The sequence below is a fragment of the Streptomyces tibetensis genome (assembly GCF_007655005.1).
Lineage (GTDB): Bacteria > Actinomycetota > Actinomycetes > Streptomycetales > Streptomycetaceae > Streptomyces > Streptomyces tibetensis.
Genome location: NZ_SZVW01000005.1, coordinates 378,996 through 390,637, shown reverse-complemented (window position 1 = coordinate 390,637; position 11,642 = coordinate 378,996). Strand labels below are relative to the sequence as shown.

At 73.5% G+C, this 11,642-nt stretch carries 11 protein-coding genes; 10 read left to right on the top strand and 1 reads right to left on the bottom strand.

What is annotated here, in order from left to right; genetic code table 11:
• Window positions 1-54: 54 nt before the first annotated feature.
• From cobM to cobC, 6 genes are read left to right on the top strand one after another with little or no spacing between them, the layout of a single operon-like run.
• Window positions 55-873 carry a precorrin-4 C(11)-methyltransferase gene (cobM, locus tag FDO69_RS11140; protein ID WP_104779600.1) on the top strand — a complete coding sequence of 273 codons (819 nt, stop codon included), beginning with the start codon at window positions 55-57 and terminating at the stop codon, window positions 871-873.
• Entirely contained in the window at window positions 870-2,108 is a 1,239-nt protein-coding gene (gene cbiE / locus FDO69_RS11135; RefSeq protein ID WP_167526567.1) for a precorrin-6y C5,15-methyltransferase (decarboxylating) subunit CbiE, read from the top strand. The genes cobM and cbiE overlap by 4 nt, the downstream gene beginning before the upstream one ends.
• Window positions 2,105-3,796 (top strand): precorrin-3B C(17)-methyltransferase, encoded by a 1,692-nt coding sequence (cobJ, locus tag FDO69_RS11130; protein WP_104779599.1) that lies wholly within the window; start codon window positions 2,105-2,107, stop codon window positions 3,794-3,796. The genes cbiE and cobJ overlap by 4 nt, the downstream gene beginning before the upstream one ends.
• Window positions 3,793-4,380, top strand: coding sequence for a precorrin-8X methylmutase (locus FDO69_RS11125; protein ID WP_104779598.1), 588 nt, complete (start codon window positions 3,793-3,795; stop codon window positions 4,378-4,380). The genes cobJ and FDO69_RS11125 overlap by 4 nt, the downstream gene beginning before the upstream one ends.
• Window positions 4,377-5,306, top strand: a complete 930-nt coding sequence (locus FDO69_RS11120; protein WP_104779597.1) for a sirohydrochlorin chelatase — start codon at window positions 4,377-4,379, stop codon at window positions 5,304-5,306. The genes FDO69_RS11125 and FDO69_RS11120 overlap by 4 nt, the downstream gene beginning before the upstream one ends.
• Complete coding sequence (gene cobC / locus FDO69_RS11115) at window positions 5,296-6,351, top strand: Rv2231c family histidinol phosphate aminotransferase CobC (protein WP_104779596.1); 1,056 nt, start codon at window positions 5,296-5,298, stop codon at window positions 6,349-6,351. Before FDO69_RS11120 ends, cobC begins: the two co-directional genes overlap by 11 nt.
• Before the next feature lie 173 nt (window positions 6,352-6,524).
• Here the strand turns inward: cobC and FDO69_RS11110 are convergent, their stop codons facing one another.
• Entirely contained in the window at window positions 6,525-7,616 is a 1,092-nt protein-coding gene (locus FDO69_RS11110; protein WP_104779595.1) for an amidohydrolase family protein, read from the bottom strand.
• A gap of 132 nt (window positions 7,617-7,748) precedes the next feature.
• On the opposite strand from FDO69_RS11110, the gene FDO69_RS11105 reads away from it, so the two are divergent.
• From FDO69_RS11105 to ectB, 4 genes are all read left to right on the top strand, one after another.
• Window positions 7,749-8,849 carry a pyridoxal-phosphate-dependent aminotransferase family protein gene (locus tag FDO69_RS11105; protein ID WP_104779594.1) on the top strand — a complete coding sequence of 367 codons (1,101 nt, stop codon included), beginning with the start codon at window positions 7,749-7,751 and terminating at the stop codon, window positions 8,847-8,849.
• Between the two features lie 57 nt (window positions 8,850-8,906).
• Window positions 8,907-9,446, top strand: a complete 540-nt coding sequence (locus FDO69_RS11100; protein ID WP_104779593.1) for a DinB family protein — start codon at window positions 8,907-8,909, stop codon at window positions 9,444-9,446.
• Between the two features lie 339 nt (window positions 9,447-9,785).
• Window positions 9,786-10,292 carry a diaminobutyrate acetyltransferase gene (gene ectA, locus FDO69_RS11095; protein ID WP_104779592.1) on the top strand — a complete coding sequence of 169 codons (507 nt, stop codon included), beginning with the start codon at window positions 9,786-9,788 and terminating at the stop codon, window positions 10,290-10,292.
• Window positions 10,293-10,351: 59 nt separating this feature from the next.
• Window positions 10,352-11,623, top strand: coding sequence for a diaminobutyrate--2-oxoglutarate transaminase (gene ectB / locus FDO69_RS11090; protein ID WP_104779591.1), 1,272 nt, complete (start codon window positions 10,352-10,354; stop codon window positions 11,621-11,623).
• Window positions 11,624-11,642: the final 19 nt, after the last annotated feature.

The following is an 11,642-nucleotide window of genomic DNA, read 5'->3' as shown; positions in this document are numbered from 1 at the left end:
CCCCGCCCCCTCGCCCCACCCCCGTTCCACCCCCTGTACGAGAGGACCCCACCCATGGCCGACGCCCCCGCCGGCAAAGTGACCTTCGTCGGTGCCGGCCCCGGCGCCGCCGACCTGCTGACGTTCCGCGCCGCGCGCGCCATCGCCGAGGCCGACGTCGTGATCTGGGCGGCCAGCCTGGTCCAGGAGGAGGTCCTCGAACACGCCCGCGAGGACGCGGAGATCCTCGACTCGGCGACCATGTCCCTGGAGGACGTCGTCGCCGTGTACGAGCGGGCCCGCGACGAGGGGCTGAAGGTCGCCAGGATCCATTCCGGCGACCCGGCCCTGTGGGGCGGCACGCAGGAGCAGGTCGACCGCTGTGCCGAGGTCGGCATCGCGACCGAGATCGTGCCCGGGGTGTCCTCCTTCTCGGCCGTCGCGGCGCTCGCGCAGCGCGAGCTGACCATCCCGGAGGTCGCGCAGTCGGTCGTGCTGACCCGGCTCGGCGGCGGCAAGACGCCCATGCCGCCCGGGGAGGAGGTCCGGGAGTTCGCCAAGCACGGCACGACCATGGCCGTGTTCCTCTCCGCCGCCCGCAGCGGGCAGCTCGTGCGGGAGCTGCTGGAGGGCGGCTACCCGACGACGACGCCCGTCGTGGTGGCGTACCAGGCGACCTGGCCGGAGGAGCTGATCGTGAAGTGCACGATCGGCACGCTGGAGGAGACGGTCAAGGAGCACAAGCTCTGGAAGCACACCCTGTTCCTGGTCGGCCCGGCGCTCGACGCGCACGGCACGCGCTCGCACCTGTACCACCCGGGTCACTTCCACGGCTACCGCAAGGCCGACCCGGAGGCCCGCAGGGCGCTGCGCGAGCGGGGGGCGAGTACGTGATCACGGTGGTCGGCACGGGGACGGGGGCGGCGCCTTCCGACGACGTCCTCGCCGGTGCCGAGCTGGTCGTGGGCGGGCGGCGGCATCTCGACGCCGCCCGGTTGCCCGAGACGGCGGAGCGGGTCGTGCTCGGGCCCCTCGCGCCGGCCCTGGACACCATCGGCGAGTACGTCGCGAAGGACCGTCCCGTTCTGGTGCTGGCCTCCGGCGACCCCGGGTTCTTCGGGATCGTGCGGGTGCTGGCGGAGCGGTTCGGGCCGGAGCGGCTGGATGTGCGGCCCGGGGTGTCGTCCGTCGCGGCCGCCTTCGCGCGGATCGGGCTGCCGTGGGACGACGCCGTGGTGGTGAGCGCCCACGGGCGGGAGCTGCGGACGGCCGTCAACGTGTGCCGGGCGCAGGCGAAGACGGCCGTGCTGACCGGTCCGGGCGCGGGTCCGGCGGAGCTGGGTGCCGCGTTGCGGGACGCCGCGAGGGTGCTGGTCGTCGCGTCCGGGATCGGCTCGGACGCGGAGCGCGTGGAGCGGGTGACGCCCGCCGAGGCCGCCGCCCGGGACTGGGGCACGGCGGTGAACGTGGTGCTGTGCCTGGATGAGGCGCGCTCGCTCGGCCCCGTGCGGACAGTCGCGGGGCCCGGTGAGCGGCCCGCCGGATGGGCTCTGGACGAGGCGGAGTTCGCCCACCGGGACTCGATGATCACCAAGTTCGAGGTGCGGGCGCTGGCCCTGGCCCGGTTGGGGCCCCGCCCGGGTGACCTGGTGTGGGACGTGGGCGCGGGCTCGGGGTCCGTGGCCGTGGAGTGCGCGCGGCTGGGTGCGGCCGTGACCGCCGTGGAGAAGGCCGCGGACGGGGTGGAACGGGTCCGGGCCAACGCCGCCGCGCACGGTGTGGACGTGAACGTGGTGCGGGGCGCGGCACCGGACGCGCTGGCGGATCTCGCCGAGGAACCCGACGCCGTGTTCGTGGGGGGTGGCGGGCGCGAACTGCCCGCGATCGTCGCCGCGTGCGCGCGGCGGGCCCGGCGCACGGTGGTCGTCGCGATGGCGGCGCTCGACCGGGTGCCGGCCGCACGCGAGGCCCTGACGAGTGCCGGTCTCTCCTGCGACGGCGTGCTGTTGCAGTCGTCGCGGCTCGCGCCGCTGCCCGGGGACGTGACCCGGCTCGCGGCGACCAACCCCGTTTTCCTGCTGTGGGGCGTCCGGCCTCCGGCAGCTGTCGAAGAAGGAGTCGCTCAGTGATCGGCCTCATTTCCGCCACGGCGGCGGGAGCGGCTGCCCGGGACCGGCTGGCCGCCGCGTGGCCGGACCGCACCCGGGTGTACGAGGGTCCCGTCGGGGACGCCGTACGGACCGCGTTCGCGCAGTGCGAGCAGCTCGTGTGCTTCCTGGCGACGGGCGCGGTGGTGCGGCTGGTGGCACCGCTGCTGTCCGGCAAGACCGAGGACCCGGGCGTGGTGTGCGTCGACGAGGGCGGGCGGTTCGCCGTGTCCCTGCTGGGCGGGCACGCGGGCGGAGCCAACGAACTGGCCCGTGAGGTGGGTGACCTGCTGGGTTCCGAGCCGGTCGTGACGACGGCCACGGACGCCGTGGACCTGGCGGGTCTGGACACCCTCGGTCTGCCCGTGGAGGGCGATGTCGCCGGGGTGTCGCGGGCGCTGCTGGACGGCGAGGCGGTGGCGCTGCGGGCCGAGGTGGCCTGGCCGCTGCCGCCGCTGCCGGTGACGCAGGAGGGGCCGTACACGATCCGGCTCACCGACCGGCTCGTGGCGGCGGCCGAGCGCGAGGCCGTGCTGCGTCCGCCGACCCTGGTCGTCGGGGTCGGGGCGTCGAAGGGCGCCCCCGTGGAGGAGGTCCTCGGGCTGGTCGGGGACGCCCTGCGGGAGGCCGGGCTGTCGGTGGCGTCCGTCGCCGAACTCGCCACCGTCGACGCCAAGGCCGAGGAGGCCGGCATCGTCGAGGCCGCGCGGCGGCTCGGGGTGCCGCTGGTGACCTACTCCGCCGAGGACCTGGCCGGGGTCGACGTGCCCAATCCGTCCGACGCGCCGCTCGCGGCCGTCGGCACCCCGTCCGTGGCGGAGGCCGCCGCGCTCGTCGGCGGGGGTGAACTCCTCGTCCCCAAGCGGAAGTCGGCCGCCAGCCCGGCGATGGCGACCTGTGCCGTCGTACGGCGGCCGGGGCGCGGGCGGCTCGCGGTGGTCGGGCTCGGGCCCGGCGCGCGGGACCTGCTCACGCCCCGCGCGAAGGCCGAACTTCGGCGCGCTTCCGTGCTCGTGGGGCTCGACCAGTACGTCGACCAGATCCGTGATCTGCTGCGGCCCGGCACCCGGATCCTGGAGTCGGGGCTCGGGGCCGAGGAGGAGCGGGCGCGCACGGCGGTCGAGGAGGCCCGCAAGGGGCAGGCCGTCGCGCTGATCGGCAGCGGGGACGCGGGCGTCTACGCCATGGCCTCGCCCGCGCTGGCCGAGGCCTCCGACGACATCGACGTGGTCGGTGTGCCCGGGGTGACGGCGGCGCTCGCGGCCGGTGCGATCCTGGGCGCCCCGCTGGGCCACGACCACGTGTCGATCAGCCTGTCCGACCTGCACACGCCGTGGGAGGTCATCGAGCGGCGGGTGCGGGCGGCGGCCGAGGCGGACATCGTGGTCACCTTCTACAACCCCCGTTCGCGCGGCCGTGACTGGCAGCTCCCCAAGGCGCTGGGCATCCTCGCCGAGCACCGGACACCGCAGACGCCGGTCGGTGTCGTGCGCAACGCCTCGCGGCCGGACGAGTCCAGCCGGCTCACCACCCTGGGCGCGCTCGACCCGGCCACGGTCGACATGATGACGGTCGTGACCGTGGGCAACACGGCGACCCGGGACATCGCGGGCCGCATGGTGACGCCGCGCGGCTACCGCTGGCAGGCAGCGCAGGGGGGCGCCGAGTGAACCGCGTCGTTCATCCGATCGAGGAGGAGTCCTACCGGCGCCTGCGCGCCCGGCTGGACACCTCCCACTTCCCGCCGCTGACCCGGGCGGTCGTGGAGCGGGTCGTCCACTCCGCCGCCGACCTCGACTACGCCGGCGACCTCGTCATGGACGAGGCGGACCTGGAGAAGGCGCACGCGGCGCTGCACGCCGGGGCGCCCGTGGTCGTTGACGTGGCGATGGTCGGCGCAGGCATCACCCGGCGCGAGACCGTCTGCCGCCTGAAGGACGCCCAGGCCGGTCCCGGCCTGACCCGGTCCGCGCACGCCATCCGGCTCGCCTACGAGCAGGTCGGGCCCGGCGCTCTCTGGGTGATCGGCAACGCGCCGACCGCGCTGGAGGAGCTGCTGACGCTCGACGCCGATCCCGCGCTCGTCATCGGACTGCCCGTCGGTTTCGTCGGAGCCGTCGAATCGAAGGCCGCGCTGCGCGAGAGCGGCCTGCCCGCCGTGAGCAACGTGTCCGAGAAGGGCGGGTCGGCGGTCGCCGCCGCCGCGCTCAACGCCCTGCTGTACCACCCCACTTCCGCCGAGGAGAAACTGTGACCACCCCGCCCGCCCTGCTCATCGCCGGCCACGGCACCCGGGACGACGCCGGAGCCGAGGCGTTCCGCGACTTCGTACGGCAGCTGGGGGCCCGGCACCCCGAACTGCCCGTCGCGGGCGGCTTCATCGAGCTGTCCCCGCCGCCGCTGGGCGAGGCCGTCACCGAGCTGGTCGAGCAGGGCGTGCGACGTTTCGCAGCCGTCCCGCTGATGCTGGTGTCCGCCGGGCACGCCAAGGGCGACATCCCGGCGGCCCTGGCCCGCGAGAAGGAGCGGCACCCCGGCATCTCGTACACGTACGGGCGTCCGCTCGGCCCGCACCCGGCGCTGCTGAACGTGCTGGAGCGGCGGCTGGACGAGGCCCTGGGGTCGGCGGGCCGCACGCCCGGCGACCGGGCCGACGTGACGGTGCTGCTGGTGGGGCGCGGGTCCACGGACCCGGACGCCAACGCCGAGGTGCACAAGGCGGCCCGGCTGCTGTGGGAGGGGCGCGGCTACGCGGGCGTCGAGACGGCGTTCGTGTCGCTGGCGGCGCCCGACGTGCCGAGCGGGCTGGACCGCTGCGTCCGGCTGGGCGCCCGCCGGATCGTGGTCCTGCCCTACTTCCTGTTCACGGGCATCCTGCCGGAGAGGGTGCGGCACCAGACGGAGGGCTGGGCGGCCGCGCACCCGGAGGTGGAGGTGCTGTCGGCCGACGTCATCGGGCCGGAGCCGGAGCTGCTGGATCTGGTGTGGGAGCGGTACGAGGAGGCCGTCAAGGGCGATCTGCGGATGAACTGCGACTCGTGCGTGTACCGCATCGCGCTGCCGGGCTTCGAGGACAAGGTGGGCATGCCGCAGCAGCCGCACTTCCACCCGGACGACGACGACCACCACCACGGGCACGGTCACGGGCACCACCACGGCGCTCACTCGCATGCGCACTGACAACGGCCACGATCTGCGTCACCACGGGGACGCGGAGGTCCGGGACGACGGCGGTTCGCTCGTCGACCTCGCCGTGAACGTCCGCGCGGACACGCCTCCGGTGTGGCTGCGGGAGCACATCGCCGCCTCGCTGGGCGGGCTCGCGGCCTACCCGGACGGGCGGGCCGCGCGGGCGGCGGTGGCCGCGCGGCACGGGCTGCCGGTGGAGCGGGTGCTGCTGACGGCCGGGGCGGCGGAGGCGTTCGTGCTGCTGGCGCGGGCACTGAAGGTGCGGCGGCCGGTCGTCGTGCATCCCCAGTTCACGGAGCCGGAGGCGGCGCTGCGGGACGCGGGGCACACGGTCGGCCGGGTGCTCCTGCGGGAGACGGACGGCTTCCGGCTGGAAGCGGCGGCCGTGCCCGAGGACGCGGACCTGGTGGTGATCGGCAACCCGACGAACCCGACGTCGGTGCTGCACCCGGCGGACGCGATCGCAGGACTCGCCCGGCCCGGGCGGGTGCTGGTGGTGGACGAGGCGTTCATGGACGCGGTGCCGGGCGAGCGCGAGGCCCTGGCCGGCCGAGTCGACGTGCCCGGCCTCGTGGTGCTGCGCAGCCTGACCAAGACGTGGGGGCTGGCCGGGCTGCGGATCGGGTACGTGCTGGCGGCGCCGGAGACGATCGAGGACCTCGAGCGGGCACAGCCGCTGTGGCCGGTGTCGACCCCGGCGCTGGCCGCGGCCGAGGCGTGCGTGGGGCCGCGGGCGGTGGCGGAGGCGGCCCACGCGGCGCACCGCATCGCCGCGGACCGCACTCATCTGCTGACCGGCCTCGCCCGCTTCGGCCCGGCCGGGCTGCGGGTCGCCGGCCCCGCACAGGGCCCGTTCGTCCTTGTCCGCCTGCCCCGGGCGTCCACCGTCCGCCGACGCCTGCGCGACCTCGGCTGGGCCGTGCGCCGCGGGGACACCTTCCCCGGACTGGACGAGGAGTGGCTGCGACTGGCGGTACGGGACCGCAGGACGACCGACGCCTTTCTGGAGGCGCTGGGGCGGGCGCTGGAGCTCTGAGGGCACCCGCCGTCGCCCGCTACGGGCGGGGTCGGCCGCGGTGGCGAGCCAGGGCCACCGCTCCCCCGATGTGGCGAGACCGTGGAACCGATCGGCTGCCACGCCACAGGCGTTCCCCGCCGCCACTCTCGGGGCCGACACCGCGATCGGCGCCCGGGCCCGGGGCCCCGGCCCTACCCGACCACGCGCCCGTTCAGCACCACCCGGCGCGGCGCTGTGAGCACCCGTACGTCGGCCCGCGGGTCCTCGTCGTAGACGACGAGGTCGGCCGGGGCGCCCTCGTCCAGGCCGGGGCGGCCGAGCCAGGTGCGGGCGGTCCAGGTGCCGGCGGCGAGGGCCTGGACGGGCGGGATGCCGGCGGTGACGAGTTCACCCACCTCGGCCGCGGCCAGGCCGTGGGCGAGGCCGCCGCCGGCATCGGTGCCGACGTAGACGGGGACGCCGGCGTCGTAGGCGTTCCGCACGGTGTCGTAACGGTTCTCGTGGAGCCGGCGCATATGGGCCGACCAGCGGGGGAACTTGCTCTCGCCGCCGTCGGCGAGCTGCGGGAAGGTGGCGATGTTGACCAGGGTCGGGACGATGGCGACGCCGCGTTCGGCGAACAGCGGGATGAGGTCCTCGGTCAGGCCCGTCGCGTGTTCGATGCAGTCGATGCCCGCCTCGACGAGGTCCTGGAGGGAGTCCTCCGAGAAGCAGTGCGCGGTCACGCGCGCGCCCAGGCGGTGGGCCTCGGCGATGGCCGCCTCGACGGCTTCGCGGGGCCAGCAGGCCGACAGGTCGCCGAGGTCGCGGTCGATCCAGTCGCCGACCAGCTTGACCCAGCCGTCGCCGCGGCGGGCCTCCTGGGCGACGTAGGCGACCAGGTCCTCCGGCTCGATCTCCCAGGCGTAGTTGCGGATGTAGCGGCGGGTGCGGGCGATGTGCCGCCCCGCGCGGATGATCTTCGGCAGGTCCTCGCGGTCGTCGATCCAGCGGGTGTCGGAGGGCGAGCCGGCGTCGCGGATGAGCAGGGTGCCGGCGTCCCGGTCCGTCAGGGCCTGCTTCTCGGCGACGTCCTCGGGGACCGGGCCGTGCCGGTCGAGCCCGACGTGGCAGTGCGCGTCGACGAGGCCGGGCAGGGCCCAGCCGACGACCGTGCGGACGTCGCGGGCGCCGGCGGGACGGTCGTAGGAGACGCGGCCGTCGACCACCCACAGCTCGTCCCGGACGTCCTCCGGACCGACGAGCACCCGCCCCTTCACGTGCAGCACCACCTGATCGCTCATGCACCGCACCTTAATCAGCCGACAGCGCCGCATCGACGGGGGCCGGTGTCCGCGGGACTCGCCGCGCAGGCGGCCGTGGGGCGCCGGTTACCCTCGATGCGGCCGAACCTGCTGTGAGAAGAGAGCTTTGCCGTGACGCATCCGTTTCTGGACCTGGCCCCGCTCGGCGCGGACCGCTTCGCCGCGATCGAGGACCGTGTGGCGCGGCTGCTGAGCACCGGCCAGGACGTCGTGATCATGCAGGGCGAGGCGCTGCTGCCGCTGGAGGGCGCGATCCGTGCCACGGCCGGTCCGGGCACGACGGCGCTGAACGTCATCACGGGCCCGTACGGCCAGACCTTCGGCGACTGGCTCCGGGACTGCGGGGCCACGGTGATCGACCTGGCGGTGCCCTTCCACACGGCGGTCACGGCCGAGCGGATCCGGCAGGCCCTCACCGAGCACCCGGAGATCGACTTCGTGTCCCTGGTGCACGCCGAGGCGGCGACCGGCAACACCAACCCGGTCGCGGAGATCGGCGAGGTCGTACGGGCGCACGGGGCGCTGTTCTACCTGGACGCCGTGGCGTCCATCGGGGCCGAGCCGGTGCTGCCGGACGCGTGGGGTGTGGACCTGTGCGTGATCGGGGCGCAGAAGGCGATGGGCGGCCCGGCCGGGGTGTCGGCGGTGTCGGTGAGCGAGCGGGCCTGGACGCGGATGGCCGCCAACCCGAAGGCGCCGCGCCGGTCGTACCTGTCGCTGCTCGACTGGAAGGAGCGGTGGATCGACGGCGGCCGCAAGGCGCTGCTGCACGCGCCGGCACAGCTGGAGATGCTGGCGCTGGAGGCCTGTGTGGAGCGGATCGAGGCGGCCGGTCTCGACACCGTGATGGCCCGGCACGCGTCCGCCGCGGCGGCCACCCGGGCCGGGGCGGTCGCGCTCGGTGGCGGACTGGAGCCGTACGTGTACGAGGCTCGGGACGCGGCGCCCGTCGCCACGACGCTGCGGGCGCCGTCCCAGGTGGTGGCGTCGGAGCTGGTCCGGCGGGCGCTGGAGGCGGATCCCGCGGTGCCGCTCGCCGCCGGCGGGGGTGCGCTGTCCAAGGAGATGATCCGGGTCAACCACTACGGCGCGGACGCGACGCCGGGTGGGGTGCGGGCGAGCCTGGCGGCCCTGGGTGCCGCGTTGTCCGAGCAGGGTCTGCCGGTGGACGTGGAGGGCGCGCTGCGGGCCGCCGAGGAGGCGTGGCGGTAGTCGTCGGCGGGGACGCACCGGGGCACCGCTGTCGGTGCCCCGTGCCATGCTCCCCGTATGACCACCGACACACCTGCCGAGACCCCTCCCGCCCTCCCCGACGGCCGCCCCGTCCCTCGCCTCACGGGTGATGAGCGGGCCATGCTCGAGAGCTGGCTGGACTTCCACCGGGCCACGCTGGAGCTGAAGTGCGCGGGGCTGGACGACGCGCAGGTGCGGATCGCCGCGGCCGAGCCGTCGTCGCTGAGCCTGCTCGGGCTGGTGCAGCACCTCGCCGAGGTCGAGCGGAACTGGTTCCAGCGGGTGGCCGGCGGGCTCGCCGTACCGCCGCTGTTCGAGGACGCGACCGGTTACACGCTGGATCCGGCGCGTGGACTGGACGAGGCGCTCGGGATCTGGCGGGGCGAGATCGCGCGGGGCCGGGAGCTGTGCTCCGTGCTGCCGCTGGACCACATCGGGCGGGTGGCCGAGGGGCCGGTGCCCGGGATGGAGGTCAGCCTGCGCTGGGTGCTCATCCACATGATCGAGGAGTACGCACGGCACAACGGTCACGCCGATCTCCTGCGGGAACGCATCGACGGAGTGACCGGGGCCTGAATTCCACGTGCTTTCCGTAACATCCCACATGTAAGCTGGCACACAATTAAGAATTTCCTCAAGAAAAGCTTCCCGTATCCTTCTGCCCGCTTTTCCCGGTCCTAAACGCGCAGATTTTGAGGACACCCGGAGGGGAAATTCTGGCAGACCTCGCCAGGCTTACACGGCTGTGACGCGTTACACACTGTGACTGCTTTGCCCGGTATTACCCGGACAATATCGGGCATCTCGCCGCCCTTGTGTGTGATCCCTCGCGCCCGCGTGATAACACAGACGAGGTCGATATGTAACCCCGATCGACGATGCAATTTTGAATTTCGCTGGGTAAATTCAATTTGCATGACTGCCGTACAAGCAGATCCGCAAATCGACCGCCCCACCGTGGCTGACGGAGCCGCACTCTGGCGGATGGCGAAGGACTCGAAGGTTCTCGACCTGAACTCGTCCTACAGCTATCTGCTGTGGTGCCGGGACTTCGCCGCCACCTCGGCCGTCGCCCGCGACGAGCAGGGCGAGCCGATGGGTTTCATCACCGGGTACGTGCGGCCGGACAGCCCGCGCACCCTGCTGGTGTGGCAGGTGGCGGTGGACGAGGCCCACCGCGGGCGCGGACTGGCCGCCGCGCTGCTCGACGGCCTGGTCGCGCGGACCGTGGCCGACCTCGGGGTGACGACGGTGGAGACCACCATCACCCCGGGCAACACCGCCTCGGAGCGCCTGTTCACGTCGTTCGCCGAGCGTCACGGCGCGCGGCTGGAGCGCGAGGTGCTGTTCGACACGGCCGTGTTCCCCGACGGGCCGCACGACCCCGAGGTCCTGTACCGCATCGGCCCGCTGCCCCACTGAGACTTCCCGCCCCACCCCACTCCCGCAGACTTTCCCCACGTACCGAGGAGCGATCCGTCGTGACCATCACCCAGCCCGACCTGAGCGTCTTCGAGACCGTCGAGTCCGAGGTGCGCAGCTACTGCCGCGGCTGGCCCACCGTCTTCGACCGTGCGGTGGGCAGCCGCATGTACGACGAGGACGGCCATGAGTACCTCGACTTCTTCGCCGGAGCCGGGTCACTGAACTACGGGCACAACAACCCGGTCCTGAAACGCGCGCTGATCGACTACCTGGAGCGGGACGGCGTCACGCACGGGCTCGACATGTCGACCACGGCCAAGCGCACGTTCCTGGAGGCCTTCCAGAACCTGCTGCTGCGCCCTCGCGACCTGCCGTACAAGGTCATGTTCCCCGGCCCGACCGGCACCAACGCCGTGGAGGCCGCGCTGAAGCTGGCGCGGAAGGTGAAGGGGCGCGAGTCGATCGTGTCGTTCACCAACGCCTTCCACGGCATGTCGCTGGGCTCGCTGGCCGTGACCGGCAACGCCTTCAAGCGCGCCGGCGCCGGCATCCCGCTGGTCCACGGCACCCCCATGCCGTTCGACAACTACTTCGACGGCACGGTCGAGGACTTCCTGTGGTTCGAGCGACTGCTGGAGGACCAGGGCTCGGGCCTCAACAAGCCCGCCGCCGTGATCGTCGAGACCGTGCAGGGCGAGGGCGGCATCAACGTGGCCCGGCCCGAGTGGCTGCGCGCCCTGTCCGAGCTGTGCGAGCGGCAGGACATGCTGCTGATCGTCGACGACATCCAGATGGGCTGCGGCCGTACCGGCGCCTTCTTCTCCTTCGAGGAGGCGGGCATCGTGCCGGACATCGTCACCGTCTCCAAGTCGATCAGCGGCTACGGCCTGCCCATGTCGCTGTGCCTGTTCAAGCCCGAGCTCGACGTCTGGGAGCCCGGCGAGCACAACGGCACCTTCCGCGGCAACAACCCCGCGTTCGTCACGGCCACCGCGACCCTGGAGACCTACTGGGCCGACGGTTCCGCGATGGAGAAGCAGACCCGCAAGCGCGGCGAGCAGGTCGAGCAGGCGCTGATCTCCATCACCGAGGAGAACCTGGCCGACGTGAAGGAGTACCGGGGCCGCGGCCTGGTGTGGGGCCTGGAGTTCCACGACAAGGAGCGCGCCGGCAAGGTCGCCAAGCGCGCCTTCGAGCTCGGACTCCTCATCGAGACGTCCGGCCCCGAGAGCGAGGTCGTCAAGATGCTCCCCGCGCTCACCATCACACCCGAGGAACTGGACGAGGGCCTGAGCACGCTGGCCCGTGCCGTCCGCGAGACCGCCTGACACCGAACCAAGAGCACCA